Origin of the sequence: Microbacterium kyungheense (assembly GCF_006783905.1) — a bacterium.
Taxonomy (GTDB): Bacteria; Actinomycetota; Actinomycetes; order Actinomycetales; family Microbacteriaceae; genus Microbacterium; species Microbacterium kyungheense.
On the sequence record NZ_VFPE01000001.1, the window covers coordinates 883,918 to 908,604 of the forward strand.

General features: G+C 68.0%; 20 protein-coding genes. 15 read left to right on the forward strand and 5 right to left on the reverse strand.

The features are described from left to right. Positions 1-44: 44 nt before the first annotated feature. The 5 genes from FB391_RS03875 to FB391_RS03895 all read left to right on the forward strand — a co-directional run bounded on the left by FB391_RS03875 (position 45) and on the right by FB391_RS03895 (position 7,003). Positions 45-1,181: a 5-(carboxyamino)imidazole ribonucleotide synthase gene (locus tag FB391_RS03875; protein WP_141892954.1), complete on the forward strand. Its 1,137-nt coding sequence runs from the start codon at positions 45-47 to the stop codon at positions 1,179-1,181. A gap of 149 nt (positions 1,182-1,330) precedes the next feature. Beyond that, on the forward strand, positions 1,331-1,798 hold the full coding sequence (purE, locus tag FB391_RS03880) for a 5-(carboxyamino)imidazole ribonucleotide mutase (RefSeq protein ID WP_141893636.1): 468 nt from the start codon (positions 1,331-1,333) through the stop codon (positions 1,796-1,798). Further along, complete coding sequence (locus FB391_RS03885) at positions 1,795-3,267, forward strand: LCP family glycopolymer transferase (RefSeq protein ID WP_141892955.1); 1,473 nt, start codon at positions 1,795-1,797, stop codon at positions 3,265-3,267. The genes purE and FB391_RS03885 overlap by 4 nt, the downstream gene beginning before the upstream one ends. 2 nt (positions 3,268-3,269) lie before the next feature. Beyond that, the gene (locus FB391_RS03890) at positions 3,270-4,400 is read left to right on the forward strand and encodes a glycosyltransferase (protein WP_141892956.1); all 1,131 of its coding nucleotides are present in this window, start codon (positions 3,270-3,272) and stop codon (positions 4,398-4,400) included. A 77-nt stretch (positions 4,401-4,477) separates the two neighbouring features. Beyond that, on the forward strand, positions 4,478-7,003 hold the full coding sequence (locus tag FB391_RS03895) for a hypothetical protein (protein WP_141892957.1): 2,526 nt from the start codon (positions 4,478-4,480) through the stop codon (positions 7,001-7,003). A gap of 60 nt (positions 7,004-7,063) precedes the next feature. Here the strand turns inward: FB391_RS03895 and FB391_RS03900 are convergent, their stop codons facing one another. The 3 genes from FB391_RS03900 to rfbB are packed head-to-tail and all read right to left on the reverse strand — an operon-like array spanning position 7,064 to position 10,661. Continuing rightward, positions 7,064-8,233: an acyltransferase family protein gene (locus FB391_RS03900; RefSeq protein ID WP_342778175.1), complete on the reverse strand. Its 1,170-nt coding sequence runs from the start codon at positions 8,231-8,233 to the stop codon at positions 7,064-7,066. After that, a complete protein-coding gene (locus FB391_RS03905; protein WP_141892959.1) occupies positions 8,230-9,660 on the reverse strand; it encodes a sugar nucleotide-binding protein in 1,431 nt (476 codons plus the stop codon). The genes FB391_RS03900 and FB391_RS03905 overlap by 4 nt, the downstream gene beginning before the upstream one ends. A 2-nt stretch (positions 9,661-9,662) precedes the next feature. Beyond that, positions 9,663-10,661 (reverse strand): dTDP-glucose 4,6-dehydratase, encoded by a 999-nt coding sequence (rfbB, locus tag FB391_RS03910; RefSeq protein ID WP_141892960.1) that lies wholly within the window; start codon positions 10,659-10,661, stop codon positions 9,663-9,665. A gap of 72 nt (positions 10,662-10,733) precedes the next feature. On the opposite strand from rfbB, the gene rfbA reads away from it, so the two are divergent. The 6 genes from rfbA to FB391_RS03940 all read left to right on the forward strand — a co-directional run bounded on the left by rfbA (position 10,734) and on the right by FB391_RS03940 (position 18,653). Next, positions 10,734-11,618, forward strand: a complete 885-nt coding sequence (gene rfbA / locus FB391_RS03915) for a glucose-1-phosphate thymidylyltransferase RfbA (RefSeq protein WP_141892961.1) — start codon at positions 10,734-10,736, stop codon at positions 11,616-11,618. Positions 11,619-11,793: 175 nt separating this feature from the next. Then, the gene (locus tag FB391_RS03920; RefSeq protein WP_185842927.1) at positions 11,794-13,653 is read left to right on the forward strand and encodes a rhamnan synthesis F family protein; all 1,860 of its coding nucleotides are present in this window, start codon (positions 11,794-11,796) and stop codon (positions 13,651-13,653) included. After that, positions 13,650-15,614, forward strand: a complete 1,965-nt coding sequence (locus FB391_RS03925) for a rhamnan synthesis F family protein (protein WP_246093342.1) — start codon at positions 13,650-13,652, stop codon at positions 15,612-15,614. The genes FB391_RS03920 and FB391_RS03925 overlap by 4 nt, the downstream gene beginning before the upstream one ends. Before the next feature lie 69 nt (positions 15,615-15,683). Continuing rightward, on the forward strand, positions 15,684-16,595 hold the full coding sequence (locus FB391_RS03930; protein WP_246093344.1) for an ABC transporter permease: 912 nt from the start codon (positions 15,684-15,686) through the stop codon (positions 16,593-16,595). Further along, the gene (locus FB391_RS03935; RefSeq protein WP_141892963.1) at positions 16,595-17,806 is read left to right on the forward strand and encodes an ABC transporter ATP-binding protein; all 1,212 of its coding nucleotides are present in this window, start codon (positions 16,595-16,597) and stop codon (positions 17,804-17,806) included. The genes FB391_RS03930 and FB391_RS03935 overlap by 1 nt, the downstream gene beginning before the upstream one ends. Continuing rightward, positions 17,799-18,653 carry a glycosyltransferase family 2 protein gene (locus FB391_RS03940; RefSeq protein WP_185842928.1) on the forward strand — a complete coding sequence of 285 codons (855 nt, stop codon included), beginning with the start codon at positions 17,799-17,801 and terminating at the stop codon, positions 18,651-18,653. Before FB391_RS03935 ends, FB391_RS03940 begins: the two co-directional genes overlap by 8 nt. On the opposite strand, the gene FB391_RS03945 is transcribed toward FB391_RS03940, so the two are convergent. Then, a complete protein-coding gene (locus tag FB391_RS03945) occupies positions 18,638-20,212 on the reverse strand; it encodes a DUF2142 domain-containing protein (RefSeq protein ID WP_141892965.1) in 1,575 nt (524 codons plus the stop codon). The two genes, FB391_RS03940 and FB391_RS03945, sit on opposite strands and share 16 nt — an antisense overlap. Before the next feature lie 77 nt (positions 20,213-20,289). Here FB391_RS03945 and FB391_RS03950 point away from each other — a divergent pair, with 77 nt between their 5' ends. The 3 genes from FB391_RS03950 to FB391_RS03960 are packed head-to-tail and all read left to right on the forward strand — an operon-like array spanning position 20,290 to position 22,984. Beyond that, positions 20,290-20,877 carry an acyltransferase gene (locus tag FB391_RS03950; protein WP_141892966.1) on the forward strand — a complete coding sequence of 196 codons (588 nt, stop codon included), beginning with the start codon at positions 20,290-20,292 and terminating at the stop codon, positions 20,875-20,877. Beyond that, positions 20,874-21,971 carry a DegT/DnrJ/EryC1/StrS family aminotransferase gene (locus FB391_RS03955; protein ID WP_141892967.1) on the forward strand — a complete coding sequence of 366 codons (1,098 nt, stop codon included), beginning with the start codon at positions 20,874-20,876 and terminating at the stop codon, positions 21,969-21,971. The genes FB391_RS03950 and FB391_RS03955 overlap by 4 nt, the downstream gene beginning before the upstream one ends. After that, positions 21,971-22,984 (forward strand): Gfo/Idh/MocA family protein, encoded by a 1,014-nt coding sequence (locus tag FB391_RS03960; RefSeq protein WP_141892968.1) that lies wholly within the window; start codon positions 21,971-21,973, stop codon positions 22,982-22,984. Before FB391_RS03955 ends, FB391_RS03960 begins: the two co-directional genes overlap by 1 nt. Positions 22,985-22,996: 12 nt before the next feature. Here the strand turns inward: FB391_RS03960 and FB391_RS03965 are convergent, their stop codons facing one another. Then, on the reverse strand, positions 22,997-23,428 hold the full coding sequence (locus tag FB391_RS03965; RefSeq protein WP_185842929.1) for a GtrA family protein: 432 nt from the start codon (positions 23,426-23,428) through the stop codon (positions 22,997-22,999). Between the two features lie 107 nt (positions 23,429-23,535). Here FB391_RS03965 and glf point away from each other — a divergent pair, with 107 nt between their 5' ends. After that, entirely contained in the window at positions 23,536-24,672 is a 1,137-nt protein-coding gene (gene glf, locus FB391_RS03970; protein ID WP_141892970.1) for a UDP-galactopyranose mutase, read from the forward strand. The last annotated feature ends 15 nt before the right edge of the window (positions 24,673-24,687 follow it).

Here is a 24,687-nt window from a genome sequence, read left to right on the forward strand (position 1 = left end):
TGTCCGTGCGGGATGATGGATGCAGGCAGTCGAGAGGGAGTCGCATGACGCTGCGAGTCGGAGTCGTCGGGGGCGGGCAGCTGGCCCGCATGATGATCGCGCCGGCGGTCGAGCTGGGAGTGGAGCTCCGCGTGCTCGCCGAGGACGCCGGGATGTCGGCATCCCTCGCGGCGACGGCGGTGGGCGACTACCGCGACGCCGCCACCGTGCTGGAGTTCGCACGCGACGTCGACGTCATCACCTTCGACCACGAGCACGTGCCGCAGGACGTGCTCGCCGCGCTCGTCGAGGCGGGGGTCGCCGTGCATCCGGGGCCCGACGCGCTGCGCTTCGCGCAGGACAAGCTGCTGATGCGGGCACGTCTGCAGGAGCTCGGGATGCCGCAGCCCGACTGGGCGGCCGTCACCGACGCCGACGAGCTGCAGGCCTTCATCGACGACCATGGCGGCCGCGCCGTCGTGAAGACTCCGCGCGGCGGGTATGACGGCAAGGGCGTGCGCGTCGTCTCGGCGGGGACCGAGGCGGCGGACTGGTTCGCAACCCTCGCCGAGGACGCCCACGGCGGAGCGCTTCTGGTGGAGGAGCTCGTCGAGTTCACCCGCGAGCTCGCACAGCAGGTGGCGCGTCGCCCCTCCGGCGCGATGCGCGCGTACCCGGTGGTCGAGACCGTCCAGCGCGACGGAGTGTGCGCAGAGGTGATCGCTCCGGCGCCGCACGCGGGGGAGCGTCTGCCCCAGGTGGCCGCGCAGATCGGCACCGCCATCGCGGAGGGGCTGGGAGTGACCGGGATGCTGGCGGTCGAGCTGTTCGAGACCACCGACGAGCGTCTGCTGGTGAACGAGCTCGCCATGCGGCCCCACAACAGCGGCCACTGGAGCCAGGACGGCGCCGTGACCGGGCAGTTCGAGCAGCACCTCCGCGCCGTGCTCGACCTGCCGCTCGGCGACACGACGGCCCTCGCCGCCTGGTCGGTGATGGTCAACGTCCTCGGCGGTCCGGTCGAGGGCTCTCTCGACGAGCGTTTCGCGACCGCGATGGCCGAGCATCCGCAGGCAAAGGTGCACACGTACGGCAAGGCGCCGCGTCCCGGACGCAAGGTGGGGCACGTCAACGTCGTCGGCGACGACCTCGACGATGTCGCGTACCAGGCGCGGGCCGCGGTCGCCGTCTTCCTGGACTGACCGGGTCCGAGCCTGGCAGCAGCCCTGGAGCGCGTCGAAGGGCCGCGCCGTTGCGGGGATCTTCCAGCCATCACCCCTACCCTTGACGGGTGACCGGCGCGCTCGAATCCCCCCTGCACTCCTCCGACACACCGCTGGTCGGGGTCGTCATGGGCTCCGACTCGGACTGGCGGGTGATGAGCGACGCGTCCCAGGCGCTCACCGACTTCGGCATCCCGCACGAGGTCGAGGTCGTCTCTGCCCACCGCACGCCCGACAAGCTCATGCGCTACGGGCGTGAAGCCCGCGCACGCGGTCTCCGCGCGATCATCGCGGGTGCCGGCGGTGCGGCCCACCTGCCGGGCATGCTGGCATCGGTGACCGCGCTGCCGGTCATCGGCGTGCCGGTCCAGCTGGCGACCCTGGACGGCATGGACTCGCTGCTGAGCATCGTGCAGATGCCCGCCGGCATCCCCGTCGCGACCGTCTCCATCAACGGCGCCAAGAACGCCGGGCTGCTCGCCGCCCGCATCCTCGGGACGGGAGACCCCGAGGTCGCCGATCGCGTCGAGGCCTACGCCCGCGACCTCGAAGCCCAGGTCGAGCTCAAGAACCGGCGGCTCAAGGAGTCCTTGTGAGTGTCGCGAGCCCGCCGCGTCACACGAACCGCCCCGTTGCAGCGGCGGTCGTCGAGGAGCGCCCGCTGCGGCATCCGGATGCCTCGTCCCGGGCGTTCATGACGCGACGCGGGTGGTGGCTCGTCGCGCTCAACTTCCTGATCCCCGGGTCGGCGCAGGCCGTGGCAGGCAACCGCAGGCTCGGCAAGTTCGGGCTCGGCGCGACGCTCGTGATGTGGACGGCGCTCGTCGTCGCGCTGCTGTTCGCGCTGCTCGCGCCGACCGCGGGCCTCAGCATCCTCACCGGCGCCTGGCTGCCGGACTGGCTCGGACTGCTGCGACCGGTGCCCCTGCTCATCGCGCAAGGGGCGATCATCGCCTACGGCGTGCTGTGGATCGTGCTGACCATCGACACCCTCCGCCTCGTGCGGCTGGTCAAGACGGGCACCTGGGCGCGGTTCGGCATCGCCTTCGTCGCCGTGCTCCTCATGGTCGTCGCAGGCGGCACCGCGGCCTACGCGCAGAGCGCCGTCGGATCCGTCCGCAGCGGCATCGGCATCTTCCGGGCCACGGGCCCGGTCGTGCCGCCCGACGAAGGGTACTACAACATCCTGCTGCTCGGGGCCGACAGCGGCGAGGGTCGTGACTCGATGAGGTTCGACAGCATCTCGGTCGTGTCGATCAACGCCGAGACCGGAGCGACCACGATCACCGGCATCCCCCGCGACATGCCGAACTTCCCGTTCGCCGACGGCCCGATGAAGGACCGCTACCCGAACGGCCACGAGGGCCACGCCGACCCGACGTGCGGCTGGGGGAGCGGCATCAACCAGCTGCGCACCGAGGTCGAAGTGTGCCAGGACGGGAACGAGCTCTACCCGAAGGCGATCTCCGAGGCGTCGGAGCCGGGCGTCGAGGCGACCAAGGACGCTGCCGAGGGGATTCTCGGCATCAAGATCCCGTACTACGTCTTCATCGACATGCACGGCTTCGCGTCGCTCGTCGACGCGCTGGGCGGCGTCGACATCAACGTCACCGAGCGCCTGCCGAAGGGCGGGCCGCCCGAGGGCGTCGATCCGCACGACGTCGACAGCTGGGCGATCGGCTGGATCGAGCCCGGGCAGCAGAAGATGGACGGCGACACCGCGCAGTGGTACGCGCGCTCCCGCTACACGACCAGCGACTTCGACCGCATGCGCCGCCAGCGGGAGCTTCAGGAGGCGATCCTCGCCCAGTTCAAGCCGGACGTCGTGCTGACGCGCTTCAACGAGGTGGTCGCGGCCGGCACGGACCTCGTCAAGACCGACCTGCCGCAGTCGCTGATCCCGACGCTCGCCGACCTCGCCCTCAAGGCGAAGGAGCAGCCGGTCCAGACGATCGAGCTGACTCCCGCCGGCGGGATCGACGAGTTCGCCCCCGACTACGCGTACATCGCCGAGCTCGTCGAGTCGACGCTGCACCCGCCCACCCCCACCCCGTCGGGAGAGTGATCGTGGTCGCCACGCTCCGCGTCGTGCTCGACCAGCTCGTCGCGCCCACCGAACCCGAACTCGCCGAGGCGTCGCGCGAGCTCGCGCGCGCCCTCGTGGTCGGCGCGCCCGCAGGCTGCGAGGTCGAAGCGATCGCGCCGTCCGGCGGTGCGGAGACGGCGTTCGATGCCGTGGGCGGCCTCGCCGGCGTGCGCCGCACGGCCCTGCCACGCCGCGAACTCGCCGCCGCCCTGCAGCTGGGGGTCGGGACGGGCATCGGCGGCGGCATGATCCACTCGCCGTCACTGTTCGCGCCGCTCGTGCGCCACGACCGCGTGCACGACCACGACCAGACCGTCGTGACGGTGTGGGACCTGCGCCCCTGGGAGTTGTCCGCCGAGCTGCCGCGCGGCGTCGCGGCGTGGCACAAGGCCATGCTGAAGCGCGCCGTCAAGCACGCGGACGCCGTCGTCGCGCCGACGCACTCGCTGGCCGCACGGCTGCTCGAGATCGCGCCGGGCCTGGGCGACCGCGTCCGCGTGATCGCGGGAGCCGCCCCCTCGGGGTTCACCGTGCCGATGGACGAGGTCGGGCGGCGTCGTGAGCTGGGGCTGCCCGAGGGGTTCGTGCTGATCGCGGCCGGCGCGCTGGCCTCCGAGGGGCTGGATGCCGGATTCGCCGCGATCGCGGCCTCGGGCGTCGACCTTCCCCTCGTCGTGCTCGATGTCGAGGACGGCCACGAGCCTGCCGTCGCCGAGCTGGCCTCGGCCGCCGGCATCCCCGAGAGACGCCTCCACGTGCGCGGCGTGCTTCCGGTCGCGGATCGGGCGGCTGTGTTCGGCGGTGCGGTCGCGCTCGTCGCGCCCTCCCGCCGCGCCGCCTTCCCGTGGCGCGTCGTGGACGCCCTCGCGCTCGGCGTCCCGGTGATCGCGGCATCGTCCGCCGTGCACGACGAGGTCGTATTCGACGGGGGAGTCCTCGTGTCGGGGGCGGATGCCGCGTCGCTGGCTTCCGGGATGGGTGACGCGCTGGCTTCGGCCCTTGGGTCTACGGCTGCGGCCGATCGGCTCGGCGTGCTTGCGGGTGACCGCGGCCGCGCGTTCTCGTGGCGTGAGGCCGCCGACAAGGTGTGGGCGCTGCACGCGGAGCTGTAGCCGCAACCGGACAGCGCGACACGCCCTCTCGGCGAGGATGCTGGCCAATCGGCGATTGGTCAACCACACTGGGTTCCGTGGATCGCCGAGAACTGCACACGCCGCGCGGGTCCGCACGGCGGTGGGTCGGTGTGCTCGCCGGTGTTCTGAGCCTGGTGGGGGCGCTTTTACTGGCACCCGCCGTGGGGCCGTCGCCCGCGATCGGGAACGCGGATGCCGCCGCCTCGGCCGCCGAGACGGTCGACGCCTCGACGGATGCGGTGCCGGCATCCATCGTGAAGACGGCGGATCTGTCGCAGTTCCAACCGGGCAACATCATCAGCGACGCGCGGTTCTTCGACCGCGGGACGATGTCGGCGGCGCAGATCCAGCAGTTCCTCGAGGCCAAGGTGCCGGCCTGCCAGGCGGGCTACACCTGTCTCCGCGACTGGTACGACACGTCGCGCACGACCGGCGCCGACGCGATGTGCGGGCCGTACGCGGGCGGAGTGCGCGAGCGCGCGTCAACCATCATCTACAAGGTCGCGCAGGCGTGCGGCATCAACCCGCAGGTCATCCTCGTCATGCTGCAGAAGGAGCAGGGGCTCGTCACCCACGTCTGGCCGAGCGACTGGCGGTACACGATCGCGATGGGACAGGGGTGTCCCGACACCGCGGCGTGCGACACCCGGTACTACGGGTTCTTCAACCAGGTGTATGGCGCCGCGTGGCAGCTGAAGCGGTATGCGAACCCTCCGGGGACGAGCCAGTACTTCACGTGGTACGCGCCGGGCAAGACGTGGAACGTCCGCTGGCACCCCAACGCCGCGTGCGGATCGTCGCCCGTCTACATCCAGAACCAGGCGACCGCGGACCTGTACTACTACACGCCGTATCAGCCCAACGCCGCCGCGTTGCGCGCAGGCTACGGCGAGGGCGACGGGTGCTCCAGCTACGGCAACCGCAACTTCTACCAGTACTTCACGGACTGGTTCAACTCGACGCAGAGCTACAACAATCCGTTCGGCAACGTGGAGCTCGTCGCTGCCGGTCCCGGTGAGTTCCGCGTCTCCGGCTGGGCGGCCGACCTCGACACCACGGCTCCGATCTCGATCCATGTCTACGCGGGCTCGCAGAGCACGGCGTTCACGGCGGACCTCGAACGCGCGGATGTGGGGGCCGCGTATCCTGCAGTCGGCAGCCGACATGGATTCGACGTCAAGGTCCCTGCGGTGGGGGCCGGTCCGACCAACGTTTGCGTGTACGGCATCAACGCCGGTCAAGGTGCGAACGTCCTGCTGGAGTGCCAGCAGATCGAGTCCATGAGCGGCCCGCCCACCGGCAAGCTGGACACCGTCAAGGTGGTCGATGGCGGCGTCGAAGTGAGCGGCTGGGCGATCGACCCCGACAGCACCGGACCGACCTCGGTCCACCTCTACGTCGATGCGGTCGGCACGGCTGTCAACGCGGACCGGGCGCGGGGCGAACTGACGGCGAGCTATCCCGCGTACGGCGCCAACCACGGCTTCGCCGCCAAGCTTCCGGCTTCGCCGGGCGTCCGCTCGGTGTGCGCCTACGCGATCAACATCGGTCCCGGAGGGACCACGCCTCTGGGCTGCCAGACTGTGACGGTGCCGGGCTCCGTGGATCTTGGACGCGCCCCGTTCGGCAACTTCGAGGCTCTGACCGTGAGCGGCAGTTCGGCGACAGCCTCCGGCTGGGCGATCGATCCCGATACGTCGGCGCCGATCAAGGTCCACCTGTACGTCGGAGCCACCGGCACCGAGTACACCGCCGACAAGGCGCGCGCCGATGTCGCCGCCGCCTACCCCGGGACGGGGACCAACCACGGGTTCGTCGAGAAGGTCACGCTGCCCGTGGGCACGACCCAGGTGTGCGCGTACGCGATAAACAACGGTGCGGGTGGGCATGCCTTCCTCGGCTGCAAGGCGGCCACCGTCGTCGACACCGCACCCGACCTCGGCCGCGCTCCCTTCGGCAACTTCGAGGCGTTGACCGTGAGCGGCAACACCGCGACCGCGTCGGGCTGGACCATCGACCCCGACACGTCCGCGCCGACGAAGGTCCACCTGTACGTCGGAGCCACCGGCACCGAGTACACCGCCGACAAGCCCCGCGCCGACGTCGCGGCCAGCTATCCGTCAGCAGGCCCCAACCACGGCTTCGCCGAGAAGCTGACGCTGCAGGCCGGCACGACGCAGGTGTGCGCATACGCGATCAACACCGGTGTCGGCGGACACGCCTTCCTGGGCTGCAGATCCGCGACAGTGGTCGAGTCCGCGCCAGATCTCGGGCGCGCGCCGCTCGGCAACTTCGAGGGCGTGACGGCCGCCGCCGGCGGCGCGACGGTGTCGGGATGGGCGCTGGATCCCGATACCACCGCGTCGATCAAGGTCCACATCTATGTAGGTGCTACCGGCACCGAGTACACCGCGAACAAGCCGCGCGCCGACGTGGGTGCCGCATACCGGCTCGGCGACAGCCACGGGTTCTCCGAGTTCATCGCGATGCCGTCGGGGAAGAACACTGTGTGCGTCTACGCGATCAACACCGGTGCAGGCGGGCACACCTTCATGGGCTGCCGCGATGTGACAGTGCCGTGATCCGTCTGATCGGACGCGCTCCGCGGAGTGCGCGCGCCCGGGAGTTGCCGTGCTCGGCGGTCAGCTCTCACCGACACGCGACGACGCCGACGGCTTGATCGGCCGTGATTTGATCGCACGAGCGACGGCGCGCGCCAGACGATGGGTGCCGCGTTCGATGACGATGTAGAACAGCCAGCCTGCCGCGATCGCGAGAGGGATCCCCGCGAGCGGCGCGATCCACGACATGTCCGGCGGCGTGACCACGGCGAGCGTCACCAGGATCGGCTCGTGGACGAGGTACAGGCTGAATGAGATCGTTCCCGCAGCCATGAGTGGGCGTGACGCCAGGACGCGTCGTGCCCCCGGAAGACAGACCGCGACCAGCACCACGAGAACTGCTCCGACCGCGACGATCGCGCCACTGAACTGAGCGACCGGGGCGGGCAGCAGGTTCCCAGGCCACCATCTGAACGTCAGCAGGATCAGCGCACCGGCGGCCAGGGCGGATTGCGCCAGGGTGCTCCGCCTCGATCGGTCGAAGCGATCCGAGAGGCCCGTGAGGGCCTCCAGATTCGCCGCGACGAGCGAGCCCAGGCCGAAGTAGGGGAGGTAGCGCAGGGCGACGATACCGGTGACTTCCCCGGCGACGATCAGAGCGACCAGGCCGCAGCCGATGAGAAGCCACTGGTCGCGCCCCCAACGGACCGCAAGGAAGACGTACACGGGGAGCAGCAGCGAGAACAGCACCTCCCACTGCAACGACCACAACGGGCTGTTGAGCCACGTCGTCCCGTTGAGGAGGAAGGCGTTGTGCAGTGCATTCGCGACGGTGGGCGCCTCGTTGTGCATCTGGACCCACGGGCTGTACCGTCCATCGGTCGCCCTGGGCCAGAGCCGTGCCAGGAGGACCGCGAATGCGACCGCGAACAGGACCGGCAGGTACAGCCGGATGAGGCGGCTCGGGTAGTACGCAGCCCAGGGCAGCGACCTCCGGCGGGTCGCGGGCAGCGTGAGCACGACGCCGCTCAGCACGAAGAAGACGAGGACGGCCTCGGGCCCGGCCCAGACGACGTGCAGGGGTGTGTAGGCGAAAGGCGCCGCGAAGGCGGGAGCGGGAAGACCCCAGTACACGGCCGCGAACCCCGACATCGTCAACAGGGCATGGTGCAGGAGCACGATCAACGCCGCCGTACCGCGGAGCCCATCGAGGCTGGCGATGCGCGACGACGTGGGGGCCGACACTTTCACAAAGCGGTGGCGAGGTAGCGTGCCAGCGCGTCGGGTGCTGATGCGAGCGTGAAGCCCGTGCTGCTGAGCTTCGTGAGATCCAGGACGCTGTACTTCGGCCGCGGGGCGATCGGCGAGGTGGCGGTGGAGAAGTACTGTGCGGTGGACACGCCGTGAACTCGCGCCGGGTCATGCCCGGTCAGCCGGAACACGTCGCGAGCGATGTCCGCCCAGGACGCTGCGTCCCCCGCGCTCGTCAGGTTGTAGGTCCCGTAGGGCTGCTCGGTGTCGAGGAGATGACGGATCCCGCGGGCTATGTCGTCGGCGAACGTGAGCCGACCGATCTGGTCGTCCACGACACTCGGGTTTACGTCGCGATCGGCGAGGGATGCCATCGTGCGGACGAAATTCTTCCCGGCGCCGATCACCCACGACGTTCGCACGATGTAGTGGCGGGGAACGGTGGCGACGACGGCGTCGCCGGCGGCTTTCGTCTGGCCGTAAACCCCCAGCGGACAGAACGGATCGTCCTCGCGGTAAGGACGGCCGAGGGTGCCGTCGAAGACGTAGTCGCTGGACACGTGGACGAGAGTGATCCCATGGGCTGCGGCGATGCGAGCGAGACCGGCGACGCCCGTCACGTTCGCCGCCCAGGCATCCTGGCGGCCGTCGGCGGTCTCGGCGACGTCGACGGCGGTGTACGCCGACGCATTGACGATGACCCCGTAATCGCGCCAGCGACGCGCCTCCCCGAGTTGGGGGTCCGTCACGTCCAGGTCGGCGCGCGTCGCGAACTCGACGTGGTCGGACTCTCCGAGGGCGTGACGCAGTGCGAGTCCCAGCTGACCGGCCGCGCCCACCACCAGGATCTTCCTCGGGGGGACCGGGGTCACGTCCGCGAGACGCGGGTGCTCGCGATCCTTCGCGGAGATCTCGACGTCGGCCAGCGGGATCGGCCAGGCGATCGCTGCTGTCTCATCGGCGAGGTTGAGGAAGCTGTACGAGGCGTCGGGAGACCAGTGGTCGTTGACGAGATAGGTGTAGGCGGTGTCGGGCTCGAGGGTCTGATACGAGTTGCCGACGCCGCGGGGTACGAAGATCGCCCGGGAGGGATCGATCTCCGTCGTGAACACCTGACCGAACGTGGGGCCTTCGCGTAAGTCGACCCATGCCCCGAAGATCCGGCCGGTCGCGACCGAAACCCACTTGTCCCACGGCTCGGCGTGGATGCCCCGCGTCGTGCCGACGGCGTCGTTGAACGAGACGTTGTTCTGCACGGGTCCGAAATCGGGGAGTCCCGCCGCCGTCATCTTCTCGCGTTGCCAGTTCTCCTTGAACCAGCCCCTCGCGTCTCCGTGCACCGGCAGTTCGAAGACCACGAGGCCCGGGATCGGTGTCTCGATCCGCGTCAAACCCTTGCCGAATGCGATGCCTTCACCCGCGGCCATGCTCACTGGCCCTTCGACGCGTAGAACGCCTCGACGCCGTCCTTGGCAGGCGCCCACCACTGCTCGTTGTCGCGATACCACCGAATGGTCGCGGCGAGACCCGCCTCGAAGTCCCCATAGGAGGGCCGCCAGCCGAGCTCTTCGCGCAGTTTCGTCGAGTCGATGGCGTAGCGAAGGTCGTGGCCGGCGCGGTCGGTGACGTGGTCGTACGCGTCCTTCGGCTCGCCCATCAGCTGCAGGATCTGCTCGACCACGTCCTTGTTGTTCTTCTCGCCGTCCGCGCCGATGAGATACGTCTCGCCTATCTCGCCCTTGTCGAGGATCGTGAGCACTGCCGACGAGTGGTCATCGGCGTGGATCCAGTCGCGGACGTTCTCGCCGGCACCGTAGAGCTTAGGACGGATGCCGCGGATGACGTTCGTGATCTGCCGCGGGATGAACTTCTCGACGTGCTGGTAGGGGCCGTAATTGTTGGAGCAGTTCGAGATCGTGGCGCGCACACCGAAAGAGCGCACCCACGCGCGCACGAGCAGGTCGCTCCCGGCTTTCGTCGACGAGTATGGGCTCGACGGATTGTAGGGCGTCGTCTCGGAGAAGCGGGCCGGATCGTCCAGTTCCAGGTCGCCGTACACCTCGTCGGTGGAGATGTGATGGAAACGCGTCCCGTGCTTGCGTGCGGCCTCGAGCAGCGTGTACGTCCCGATGATGTTCGTGTCGAGGAACGGCCGAGGGTCGTGAAGCGAGTTGTCGTTGTGGGATTCGGCGGCGTAGTGGACCACCGCATCCGCCCGCGCGAACTGCTCGTCCACGAGCGCCGCATCGGCGATGTCGCCCTGGACGAAGACGAACCGGTCCGATGGGAGCCCCTCGAGAGAGGCCAGGTTGCCGGCATACGTCAGCTTGTCGAGGACCGTGACGTGATCGTCGGTGTGCTCGAGGACGTGGTGGACGAAATTCGAGCCGATGAAACCGGCACCGCCAGTGACCAGGAGTCTGCGCATCGTTCCAGAATACCGGGGAGGGGTGCTCGCCGAGGTTTGGCCCACCCCGGTGCCATACCCGAGACTAGTGGCATGCGTGGAATCATCCTGGCAGGCGGCACCGGCTCGCGCCTTCACCCGATCACCCTCGGAATCTCAAAGCAGCTGGTCCCGGTGTACGACAAGCCGATGATCTACTACCCGCTGTCGACCCTCATCCTGGCCGGCATCCAGGACATCCTGATCATCACCACACCCCAGGACTCGGACCAGTTCCAGCGGCTGCTCGGGAACGGCAGTCGCTTCGGAGTCTCGATCACCTACAAGTCCCAGCCGTCGCCTGACGGCCTGGCGCAGGCGTTCATCCTCGGCGAACAGCACATCGGATCGGACTCCGCGGCTCTCGTCCTCGGCGACAACATCTTCTACGGCCAGGGCATGGGCACGCGGCTGCGGCAGTACACCCACCTCACCGGCGGGGTCGTCTTCGGCTACTGGGTGGATGATCCCACGGCCTACGGCGTGGTCGAGTTCGACGACGCCGGCAACGTGGTGTCTCTCGAGGAGAAGCCGGTGCACCCCAAGAGCAACTATGCGGTGCCGGGCCTCTACTTCTACGACAACGACGTGGTCGAGATCGCCAAAGACCTGGAGCCCTCGCCGCGCGGCGAGCTCGAGATCACCGATGTGAACAAGGCGTACCTCACGCGGGGCGACCTCAAGGTCGAGCTCCTGCCACGCGGAACCGCCTGGCTCGACACCGGCACATTCGACTCGCTCAGCGAGGCGACGGACTTCATCCGCACGGTCGAGAAGCGCCAGGGGCTGTCGATCGGCTGCCCTGAGGAAGTCGCGTGGCGCATGGGGTTCCTCACCGACGACGAGCTGCGCGAGCGCGCCGAGCCACTGGTCAAGAGCGGGTACGGCGCATATCTGCTCAAGGCACTCGCCCAGGGTGCCAACCAGCCCGCGGTCTAAGATCGACTCCGGCCGCGGCGCGCGATCGCGCCGCCCAGCAGCGATCGACGGTGGAGAGTACGCACGGATGACAGAAGCAGTCGAGGTCGCCGGCCGATCGGTGGCCGCTCCGGGGGTGTTTCCTGTGGGTGGTCGCCGTCTTGTGGTTTATGTGGTTTTCGATCGTCGTGGCGACGTGGATGATTACATCCCGGTCGCGTTGGCGGGGTTGCGTGAGCATGCGGCTCGGGTGCTGGTGGTCGTCAACGGCAAGCTGACCGATCAGGGTCGCGCGGCGTTGGAGCCGGTGTCGGACGAGATCCTGGTGCGTGAGAACGAGGGCTTCGACATCTGGGCGCACAAGGCGGCGCTGGATCATGTGGGTGCCGGTCTGGCGGAGTTCGACGAGGTGCTGCTGACCAACGACACGTGGTTCGGTCCGGTGCGTCCGTATGGTCCGGTGTTCGAGCGGATGGGGGAGCGCGCGGTTCATTTCTGGGGGATGACAGATCATGCCCGGGAGGAGCCGAACCCGTTCACGGGCAAGGGTGTGCTGCCGTATCACGTGCAGTCGTTCTGGATCGCGGTGCGGCGGGAGATGTTCCTGTCTGAGGCGTGGGCGTCGTATTGGCGGGATCTTCCGCAGATGCCGTCGTACTTCGACGCGGTGCTCAAGCACGAGGCGTTGTTCACAGAGCACTTCACCGAGCGTGGATACGCCGTCGACGTCGCCTACGCCAGCGCCGACTACCCCACCGACCATCCCGCCCTCTTCAATCCCGACCTTCTGATGGCCGACGGATGCCCCGTCCTCAAGCGTCGCCCGTTCTTCCACTACCCGCCTTTCCTTGATCGTCATGCCGTCATCGGACGACAGAACCTCGTCCGGGTGGCCGAGCACGGCTACCCCGTCGAGGTGATCCTCCAGAACCTCGCCCGCAATGTCGCACCGAAGACGCTCAACGCCGATGTCGGCATGCTCGAGGTGCTGCCCGGCGTAGATGTCTCGTACGATCCCGAGCGCCCGTTCCGCGTGGCGGTGATGGTGCACGCAGGTTCCGCAGCAGCCGTCGTCCGCGTGCTCAGACGGGTGGGGAGCATCCCCGTGCCCTTCGACCTTTTCGTGTCGATCGTCGACGACGTCGACGTCCAGGAGGTCGAGCGCCTCGTGGCCGCGGCCGAGCTCCCGCAGGCGGGGCGTCGCGAGGTGCGCCGGACGCCGGCGCGCCGCGGACGGGACATGAGCGCGTTCTTCATCGGCTGGCGCGATGTCCTGCGCGCGGGCGAGCACGACCTCGTCATCAAGGTGCATGGGCGCACGCCCAGCAAGCGCAACGTGAACGCCACGCGTTACTTCCGCCGGTACCAGCTGGACAACCTGCTCCTGAGCCCGGGGCACGTCGCCAACATCCTCGGCCTGTTCCAGCGCGAGCAGGGCCTCGGCCTCGTCTTCCCCCCGCCGATGCACATCGGATATGCCACTCCGGGTCGCGGTTGGCACGCGTACCGCGACCGCGGCAAGGACATCGCCGAGATGCTCGGGATCGAAGTGCCCTTCGACGGCATCTCCCCGCTGGCGCCGCTGGGAGGCATGTGGATCGCGCGCACGGCGGCCCTGCGCCTACTCACCGAAGCCGACTGGACCTACGACGAGTTCATCAAGCCGTCCAAGGGCGGTGCTGAGCTGAGCAAGGTGCTCGAGCGCATGGTGCCCCTGGCTGCGGGGGAGCTCGGATTCCACACGCGCACCGTGCTGACGCCGGAGCACGCGGCGATCAGTCACGTCTCGCTCGAGTACAAGGTCGATCAGCTGTCGTCGACGACACCGGGATATCCGGTCGATCAGATCCAGTACCTTCACCGCGCGGGCTGGATGGGGGCGGGTGGCATGGTGGCGATGACGCGCATGTACATGCGGACCAACCATCCGCGCACCATGCAGGTGCTGAACCCAGTGCTGTCGCCGGCCGGGAGGATCGCGCGCGGCGTGATGCGCCGTGGCAAGGCGGTCGTGCGCAGAGTCCGGGGCATCCCGGAGACGAAGGTGGAGCAGTGAGGGACACGGAGGCGTCGGCGTCGGAGACGCAGATGGATGTGGCCGCTCCGGGGGTGTTTCCTGTGGGTGGTCGCCGTCTTGTGGTTTATGTGGTTTTCGATCGTCGTGGCGACGTGGATGATTACATCCCGGTCGCGTTGGCGGGGTTGCGTGAGCATGCGGCTCGGGTGCTGGTGGTCGTCAACGGCAAGCTGACCGATCAGGGTCGCGCGGCGTTGGAGCCGGTGTCGGACGAGATCCTGGTGCGTGAGAACGAGGGCTTCGACATCTGGGCGCACAAGGCGGCGCTGGATCATGTGGGTGCCGGTCTGGCGGAGTTCGACGAGGTGCTGCTGACCAACGACACGTGGTTCGGTCCGGTGCGTCCGTATGGTCCGGTGTTCGAGCGGATGGGGGAGCGCGCGGTTCATTTCTGGGGGATGACAGATCATGCCCGGGAGGAGCCGAACCCGTTCACGGGCAAGGGTGTGCTGCCGTATCACGTGCAGTCGTTCTGGATCGCGGTGCGGCGGGAGATGTTCCTGTCTGAGGCGTGGGCGTCGTATTGGCGGGATCTTCCGCAGATGCCGTCGTACTTCGATGCGGTGCTCAAGCACGAGGCGTTGTTCACGGAGCACTTCACCGAGCGTGGATACGCCGTCGACGTCGCCTACGCCAGCGCCGACCACGGATTCACGAACGCATCGCTGCTCGCAGCCGACGAGTTGCTCGACGCCGGGTGTCCCCTGCTGCGCCGCCGCCCGTTCGTCGAATGGCCGCCCTTCCTCGACCGGCATTCGGTCATCGGACGATGGACCCTGGCGAAGGCGGAGCGTCACGGCTATCCCGTCCAGCTTGTGCTGCGGCATCTCAGCCGGAACGTCGCGCCTCGCGATCTGAACGCTGACGCGGGGCTGTTCGACGTTCTGCTGGACATCGATACGTCATACGACGACTCCCGTCCGTTCCGGATCGTGGTCACGGCGCACGTCTTCTACGAGGAGATGACGGACGAGATTCTTGATCTGGCCGACACGCTGCCGACCGCCTACGACCTCGTCGTGACGACTCCGACCGCTGAGAAAGCGGAGGCCATCGGTCGCCTCATCGCCGAGCGGCCTGCGCGCGGCGACGTCGAGGTTCGGGTCGTGAACAACGACGGACGCGATCAGAGTGCGTTCCTCATCGGGTGCCGAGACGTGCTCCTGAGCGATCGCTACGACCTGGTCGTGAAGCTGCACTCGAAGAAGACCCCGCAGGACGGTTTCAATGTGGGTCGGCACTTCAAGGCGCAGCAGTTCGACAACCTGCTGGCCAGCCCTGGGTACACCGCCAACGTCCTCGCACTTTTCCAGCGAGAGCCCGGTCTCGGCCTCGTGTACCCGCCGATGATCCACATCGGCTACCCGACGATGGGGCGTGGCTGGTGGTCTAACAAACCGGGTTTCGAGCAGCTGGCCCTGGCACTCGGCATCCGTGTCCCGCTCGACGACATCTCGCCGCTCGCACCCTACGGGTCCATGTACATCGCCCGCCCCGAGGCGCTGCGTCCGCTAATCGAGCGCGAATGGCGCTATGAGGAGTTCGGCGGCGTGGAGGCCTATCGTGATGGCGGCCTCGCCCACATCCTCGAGCGCATGCCGTCGTATGCGGCCGCCGAGCTCGGCTACCACACGCGCACGGCGGCCACCACCGAGTACACGTCGATCTCGCACACTGCATTCGAGTTCAACTTCGACGAGCTCTCCGCCACCACGCCCGGTTACACCTACGAGCAGATCCGCTTCATACGCAGGGCCGGGTACGTCGGCCAAGGCCGCGCGCGCGACTTCCTGCGCATGTACCTGCGGCTGAACCACCCGGGCGCGGAGGGCAGGATCCTCGGCGTGTTCGAGCCGGATCGTTTTCTCGGACGCTGGGGTCGCCGGCTTCGTCATCCTCGCGCCACCGTCGCGGAGGCGCTGCGCCGAAGGCGGCGATGATCAACGCGTCTGCCGCGCGTGAGCGTGCGGCTATAGTTCTCTGGTTGACCCGATAGCGAGTACCCCCCCTTGGACACTTCCGCACGTTTTGCACGGCTCGCAGCTGAGCCGTTCACCGTCGTCGACGACCGCGGCCATCGGCCGCGCGGCCGCGGCGGCAAGCTCGGCGAGATCTTCTCGCGTCGCGAGCTGCTCAACCTCTTGGTGCGCCGCGATCTGCAGGCGCGCTACCGCGACAGCGCGCTGGGGTTCCTCTGGACGGTGATCCGTCCGCTCATCCAGTTCCTGATGTACTACATCGTCCTGGGGCAGTTCCTCGGCGCTGCCCGAGGCATCGACCAGTTCGCGATCTACCTGTTCTCAGGCCTGACGCTGTTCGCATTCTTCAGCGACATGGTCTTCGGCGCCACCGGATCGATCATCGGCAACGCGGGCTTGGTGAAGAAGATCTACCTCCCGCGAGAGATCTTCCCGCTCGCGAGCATCGGCGCCGCATCCTTCATGTTCGTGGTGCAGCTGCTGATCCTCTTCATCGCCGCTCTGGTCCTCAGTGCCCTGCCGGCGCCCGTCCAGATGTTGTGGTTCTTCCCGTCCGTGGGCCTCATCCTGGTGTGGGGCCTCGCCATAGGACTGCTGCTCGCGGCGCTGAACGTGTATCTCCGCGATATCCAGTACCTCACCGAGGTCGTCATGATGCTCGCGATGTGGGGATCACCGATCGTCTACTCGTGGCAGATGGTGACCGACTCGATCGCCCGGTTCTCACTGCCGCCGTGGGTCCTCGAGATCTATGCGGCGAATCCCATCACGATCGGCGTCCTCGGATTCCACAAGGCGTTCTGGAATGCCGGCACCCCAGCCGACTATCCCGACAATCTGGGTCTGCGTATGGTCATCGCCGGCGTGATCGGCCTCGTGTTCCTCTTCATCTCCCATCGTGCGTTCGTCCGCATGCAGGGCAACTTCGCGCAGGAGCTCTGATGGACACCACCACCCCGCGTCCGGATCTCGTCCGTCTGACCGACGTCAGCAAGCACTTCGTCGTACGCAAGGACAACAATCTCAAGGACCGCATCGTCTACTTCGGTCGCCTGGGCAACGCTCACCGGCAGGACTTCATCGCGGTCGACGAGGTGTCGCTCTCGATCGAGGCCGGTACCACGGTCGGCCTGATGGGTGCGAACGGTTCGGGTAAGAGCACACTGCTCAAGCTCATCGGCGGCATCGTCTCTCCGTCGTCCGGCAAGATCGAGACCCGCGGCCGTATGGCGGCGCTGCTCGAGCTCGGCGCCGGATTCCACCCCGACCTCAGCGGCCGGGAGAACGTGTATCTCAATGCCTCGATCCTGGGCCTGACACGCGATCAGATCGACCAGCAGTTCGACGCGATCGTCGCCTTCAGCGGGATCGGCGACTTCATCGACACGGCGGTCAAGTTCTACTCGTCCGGCATGTACGTACGCCTGGCGTTCGCTGTCGCCGTGCACACCGATCCCGACATCCTGCTCGTCGACGAGGTGCTCGCGGTCGGCGACGAGGCGTTCCAGCGCAAGTGCATGGAGCGCATCGCCCAGTTCCGCGAGGAGGGCCGCACGATCATCCTCGTCAGCCACTCCGCCCAGCAGGTGGCGGAGCTCTGCGATCGCGGGATCGTCCTCGCCGACGGCAAGGTCGTGTTCGACGGCGACACCAACGCGGCCATCGGCGCCCTGCGCGATGTGCTCGACGGACGCAGGGTCGGGGAAGTGCCGCCCGAGAGCACCATGCATCCGATCCAGGTGAAGCGGATCGAACTGCTCGACGAGACCGGTGAGGTGACGCGAAGGGTCGCCGCCGGTTCGGCTCTCACCATCCGCGTCCACGTCGACTCGCTCCGCCCCATCGAGCGGTGGGAGCTGGGCTTCAGCATCGACACACCGCTCGGACACATGGCCCTGGCCAGCAACACCGAGGTGCTCGGCGTCCGCCTTGCCCCGATCTCTGGCCCCGTCCATGTGGATCTGCGTATCGAGCAGGTGCACCTCGGACCTGGCCAGTACTACGTCAACGCCAACGCGGCCGGCGTCAGCGAGGAGAGCAGCCACGGACTCATGCAGGGCGCCCTCTTCACCGTGACCAGCGACCACCCGACTTTTGGCACCGTCGCCGCGGCGGTCACCGTCGACAGCGCGGGCAGCGGCAAGCGTGGCTGACGCGTCGGCTCGCACGGCCGGGGTCGTCCTCGCCTACCATCCCACCGACGAGATCCACGAGAACATCGCGCGCCTGTTGACTCAGGTGCCGCGAGTCTTCGTCGTGAACAACTCGCCGGATGAGACCTCCCGCGCACTTTTCGCACGCCTGGATCCCCAGCGGGTGGAGGTGCTCGAGCAGGCGGGCAACGTCGGCGTTGCGGCGGGCTTCAACGCGGGCATGCGGGCGGCGCTGGACGCGGGATTCGACTTCGTGTGGATCTTCGATCAGGACAGCACCGTCGCAGACGAGATGCTGGACGCGCTGCTCAGGGCACAGGCGCGCACGGACGTCAAGGTCGGGATCGTCGGCCCGGCGCTGCGCGCTGCCGAGACGGGCAACGTCTACGACGCCGACCGAGGGCGGGGGAGTGCGCCGATCGAGGCCCTCATCTCTTCCGGCGCGCTCTTCTCGAGGCCGCTCCTGGAGGACATCGGGCTTCACGACGAGCCACTGTTCATCGACTACGTCGACCATGACATCTCGCTGCGCGCGATACGCGCCGGCTATACGAACCTCAAGGTCTTCGACACCCTGCTGGACCACAGGTTCGGCGATTCCCAGCCGGCGCGCTTCCTCTGGCGCAAGGTGTACCTCGCGAACTACTCGCCGATGCGGCACTACTACACTTCGCGCAACAGGGTGATCGTCATGCGACGGTTCGGCCCGGGCAAGTGGTTCCGCGACGACGTCCGCTACGCGGCGAAGGCGTGGCTGAAGGTGCTGTTCTGCGAACGCGGCCGGCCGAAGAAGATCGGTGCGTTCTTCCGCGGGCTCCGGGACGGGATCACCTACCGCGACGTCTGATCGCGTGAGGCTGCCGGCCGACTCGTGGCGGTCGTTGCCGCGCGACGCTCCACGGCCTCCGTCCCGTCAGCCTGTGCGTCCTCGCGATCTCCGGCTCCGGCATCCGTTCGGGGGAGGTCACGATTGGCGCGAGCCTCCAGCCACAGAATCGCGCAGGCTCCCGCGAAAGCGATCGAGCTGCCGATCCAGACGACGGCAGGAGCGGCCGCGCCGCCCCACCACCACTGGGCGCCGGCTCCCGGATCGATAGCGATACTCCCCGCACCGACGGTGTAACGGCGGATGTTGAACTGCATCGCAAGCGTCGCGGCGCCGACGACGGCGAGCACGACGATGAGCGCCCGGGCGCCCGTCCAGGCCTCGAGCACATTTGGCCGCAAGCTTGCGACACCAGCGAGAATCACCAGCAGCGGAAGGATGTACCGCGGCTGCACGATCGTTCCCACCATCGCGTGCGACTGCGCCAGCAGGACGAACGGCACCAGCCAGCAGGCCAGGAACGCGAGCGTCAGCGCGATGGAGCGTCGGATGCCGGGCCGGTGGACACCGATGAAGAGGGCGCCGCAGAATGCCGCGAACGCGAAGACCGGCACGGTCGCGGGGACCGACGTGTCGAGCCATCCGAGGCCGGCGTCGCCGAACGCCCCGAGCCACAGCGACGGGACCCCGAAGAAGTTGGTGACGTGCTGGGCGCCGGTGAGCGGGGGATTGGTGTTCGGCAGGCCTGACGTGAGGGCGCTCGTCTGGTCGGCGCTGAGGTAGAAGCCTGCGCTGACGACGACGACGAGCGTCCCCGCGATCGCCGGCACGAGGAGCGGTCGCCCGCGTCGCGCACCGAGGACTGCGGCGATGACGACGCCGAACACGGCGAAGGCCGCGGCGTCGGCGCGCGCTCCCGCTCCGAGGCACGACGCGAGCACCGCGAGCGCGCCCAGCACGATCTGCCGCCTGCCGGTCGTCTGGGTGGCGCCGTACAGCGCCGCCCAGACGACGGCGGCGGACGCATACGCCCACGCCGAGGGATTGGTCGACGCGATCAGGAACAGTCCCAGGGGCACGGCAGTGACAACGGCGGAGATCACGAGCGCGGGTCGTACGCGCCGCGGCAGTGCGAAGAAGACACCGGTCAGCAGACCGACCACGAGCGCGCTGTTGAAGACCCGCATGATCAAGACCGAATTGACGACGTCCTCCGATGCGAAGAGGCCCATCGTCGCGTAGAACAGACGCGGATACAGGCCGTTCGCGTTCATCCACGTGGCTTCGGCCATGCCGTCCTGTTCGCTGTTCCAGCACGCGGCACTCATCTCGGGGTGATACGCGTAGCAGGGCGCGTTCACCACCGGGGCGGGGACCATTCGGGTGTCGGGGTCGCCGGACTCCTCGCAGAGCCCCTCGCGGTCACCGAGGCCGCACCAGATGGACGCCAGATGGAAGTTGTCGTCAGGGCTGGACCCGACCGGCGACGCGAACGACCATCCCACGAGAGCCAGGAAGAAGAGAACGGGGATGGCGAAGGCCGCGACCAGCGTCAGCGGAGGTCTGCGGCGCGGAGTCACTGGATCATAGTAGTCGGAGCCATCCCTGGGCCCGGGTAAGCTTGCCTGACGTGTGCCCCACCGACCCTTCCCTCGTCATGATCGCCGCAACCGCCGACGTCGCCGCCGATGCGGTGATCGGCGACGGCAGCTCGATCTGGCATCTTGCGCAGGTCCGTGAAGGCGCCCGTCTCGGACGCGACTGCGTCGTGGGTCGGGGCGCGTACATCGGCACCGGAGTCCAGATGGGCGACGCGTGCAAGGTGCAGAACTACGCCCTCGTCTACGAACCTGCGTCGCTGGCGGACGGCGTGTTCATCGGGCCGGCCGTCGTCCTCACCAACGACACGTACCCACGCGCGATCAACCCTGATGGCACGCTCAAGAGCGCGCACGACTGGACTCCGGTCGGCGTGACCATCGAACACGGAGCGTCCATCGGGGCTCGCGCCACGTGCGTCGCACCGGTGACGATCGGGGCGTGGGCGACAGTCGCCGCTGGTGCGGTCGTGGTCAAGGATGTGCCCGCTTACGCCCTGGTGGCGGGAGTGCCGGCTCGGCGGATCGGCTGGGTGGGGCGTGCCGGCGTGCCGCTCGCCGACGAGGGTGATGACCACTGGCGCTGCCCCGCGACCGGCACCATGTACGTCGAGGCCGACGGAGTCCTTCTGGAGGAGCAACTGTGACCGATCTCATTCCTGCCGCCAAGCCGATCATCGGCGATGAGGAGCGCGCTGCCGTCGATCGCGTTTTGCGGAGCGGCATGGTCGCGCAGGGGCCCGAGGTCGCCGCCTTCGAAGGCGAGTTTGCCGAGCACTTCGTTGCGGGACGCCCCGTCGTCGCGGTCAACTCGGGCACATCGGGCCTGCACCTCGGTTTGCTCGCTGCGGGTGTCGGGCCGGGGGACGAGGTGATCGTGCCCTCGTTCACCTTCGCCGCCACCGGCAACTCTGTCGCCCTGACCGGCGCCACCCCGGTGTTCGCCGACATCGAGCCCGGTTCGTTCACTCTCGATCCGTCGTCCGTCGAGGCAGCGATCACCGAACGGACCAAGGGCATCATGCCGGTCCATCTGTACGGCCACCCGGCTCGCATGCGCGAACTGCAGGACATCGCCGACCGGCGCGGAGTCGCGCTGTACGAGGATGCCGCCCAGGCCCACGGTGCGGCGCTCGACGGGCGACAGGTCGGCACCTTCGGCGAGTTCGCGATGTTCTCCCTATACCCCACCAAGAACATGACAAGCGGTGAGGGCGGAATGGTCTCGGCCGTCGATGAACAGTTCGCCCGTCGGGTCCGACTGCTGCGCAACCAGGGGATGGAGCGCCAGTACGAGAACGAGGTCGTAGGCTTCAATGCGCGGATGACCGATCTGCACGCCGCGATCGGGCGCGTGCAGTTGACGAAGGTCGACGCCTGGACCGAGGCGCGACGCAGCAATGCGGCGTTCTTGGACGCGAACTTGCGCGGAGTGGTCGTGCCTCCCGTGAGCGAGGGCGCACACCATGTGTACCACCAGTACACGATCCGGGTGACCGAGGATCGCGACGGCTTCGTGCGGGCTCTCAAGGACGAGCACGGCGTCGGCAGCGGGGTCTACTATCCAATCCCCAATCACCGGCTCACATCGCTCGCGCACTACGCGCCGGGCCTGGACCTGCCCGAGACCGAGCGCGCAGCTCGCGAAGTGGTGTCGCTCCCGGTGCACCCCTCACTGAGCAGCGATGACCTCCACCGCATCGTGTCCGCGGTCCTCGCAGTCGCCGAGGCGGGCGCCTGATGGCCGACCTGCGAGCGGGCCTCATCGGCCTGGGCATGATGGGTCGCCATCACGCCCGCATCCTCAGGGACGTCGAAGGAGTAGAGCTCGTCGCTGTGGCAGACCCCGGCGGCGACCCCCATCGCGTGGCGGGCGGCCTGGACGTGCTTCCGGGTGTCGCGGAGCTTATCGCGAGCGGACTGGACATCGCGATCGTCGCGATCCCGACCCGCTTCCACGCCGATGCGGCCTTCGCCCTGGCCGACGCGGGCGTGCACACGCTGGTGGAGAAGCCCATCGCCGACGATGCGGCCACCGGGCGGCGAGTCGCCGAGGCCTTCGGAACCCGTGGCCTCGTCGGAGCGGTCGGTCACGTCGAGCGGTTCAATCCCGCGCTCCAGCAGCTTCGGGCGCGTCTCGAGGCGGGCGACGCCGGCGACGTCTACCAGATCGCCACCCGTCGGCAGAGCTCGTTCCCGGGGCGCATCGGCGACGTCGGCGTGGCCAAGGACCTCGCGACGCACGACATCGACCTCACGGCCTGGGTCGCGCAGTCCCTCTACAACTCGGTCTCGGCGCAGACCGCTCACAAGAGCGGGCGTGACCACGAGGACATGATCGCGATCACCGGCCGCCTGCAGAACGGGATCATCGCCAACCACCTGATCAACTGGCTGAGCCCGATGAAGGAGCGCGTGACCGTCGTCACGGGTGAACGCGGCACGTTCATCGCCGACACCGCGACGGGCGACCTCACGTTCTACGCCAACGGCACTGTGTCGCTGGAATGGGAGTCCGTCTCCACATTCCGCGGCGTGTCCGAGGGCGATGTCACCCGCTTCGCCTTCGCGAAGAAGGAGCCGCTGCGGGCGGAGCTCGAGGCGTTCCGGGACTCGGTCCTCGGGGCACGGACCGAGCTGTCCACGATGGCGGAGGCCGCGCACACGCTCGAGGTCGTCGAGTGCGCGCTGGCGTCGGCCCGCGAGGGCGTCACTCAGTTCGTGAGCGATCCCGTCGGTGCCGACGGACGCTGACGCGATCGCTCCTCAGTCGTCCACTTCGCGTTTCGCGAATACCCAGTATCGGTAGAGGAAATAGTTCCACACGGTGGTCGCCACGACGGCTGCCACCTTGCCGATCGCCCAGGGGAGCCCGATCGCGTCGGCGGCCGCAACGATCAGCGTGGTCGCAACGGTGTTCACTGCGACGAGGATCGTGTATCGGAGCGCGCTCGGGGCGACAGCCTCCGATGAGCGGAACGCGACCGTGCGCTGCAACGTGTACGTCACGACGAAGCTCAGTAGGAATGCCGTGGGCGTGCTGATCGCGAGCGGAATGCCGAACGCTTCGTGCAACAGCCACAGCAGGCCGATGTCGAAGAGGAAGCTGAACCCTCCGACGACCAGAAAGCGGGCCGCGCTCGTCGACCACAGGCGCACGAGCAGGGATCTACGCTCAGGCCTCGGGTCAGCATGCACGCTTCCATCCTCCCATGCCCCGCTGGGATGGGAGTTCACCGGCAGGGACCCGGTGGGTGCCGCGATAGGGTTGCAGATGCGTTCGGACCCGGAAGGCTGCACTCGTCATGGATCTCCTCATTGTCGGCTCAGGGTTCTTCGGACTCACCATCGCCGAGCGCGCCGCATCATCGGGGCGCAAAGTCACCGTCATCGACCGGCGTGACCACATCGGCGGAAACGCGTACAGCGAGGACGAGCCGACGACCGGGATCGAGGTCCACCGCTACGGCGCGCACCTGTTTCACACGTCGAACCCCGGAGTGTGGGAGTATGCCAACCGCTTCACGACGTTCACCGACTACGTCCACCGGGTATACACCAACCACCGGGGCGTCGTCTTCCCGCTTCCGATCAACCTCGGCACGATCAACCAGTTCTTCGGAGCGGCCTACGGCCCGACCGAGGCCAGAGCGCTCATCCACGAGCTGGCCGGGGAGTTCGATGCCAAGGCGGCGCAGAACCTCGAGGAGAAGGGGATCGCGCTGATCGGTCGACCGCTCTACGAAGCGTTCATCCGCGACTACACCGCGAAGCAGTGGCAGACGGACCCCCAGCACCTCCCCGCCGAGATCATCAGCCGCCTGCCGGTGCGCTACACGTACGACAACCGCTACTTCAACGACACGTGGGAGGGGCTCCCCACCGACGGATACACGGCGTGGCTGGAGCGCATGGCCGCGCACCCCGGCATCGACGTCCGCCTCGAGACCGATTTCTTCGACGAGACGCAGTCTCTCAACAAGCGGGCAACCGTCGGTCAGGTTCCGATCGTCTACACCGGCCCCGTCGACCGTTATTTCGATTATGTGGAGGGCTCGCTGTCGTGGCGGACCCTCGACTTCGAGCGGGAGGTTCTCGACGTGGGCGACTTCCAGGGCACATCCGTCATGAACTACGCGGACGCGGATGTCCCGTACACCCGGATCCACGAGTTCCGGCACTTCCACCCCGAGCGCGCAGAGCGCTACCCGACCGACAAGACCGTCATCATGCGGGAGTTCTCCCGGTTCGCCTCTCGCGACGATGAGCCCTATTATCCGGTGAACACGCCCGACGACCGCGCACGTCTGCTGGCCTACCGCGAACTCGCCAAGGGGGAGGACGGCGTGTTGTTCGGCGGCCGGCTCGGGACCTACCAGTACCTCGACATGCACATGGCAATCGGATCGGCCCTCTCGATGTGGAACAACGAACTGGCGTGATGAAAGTTCGCGCGC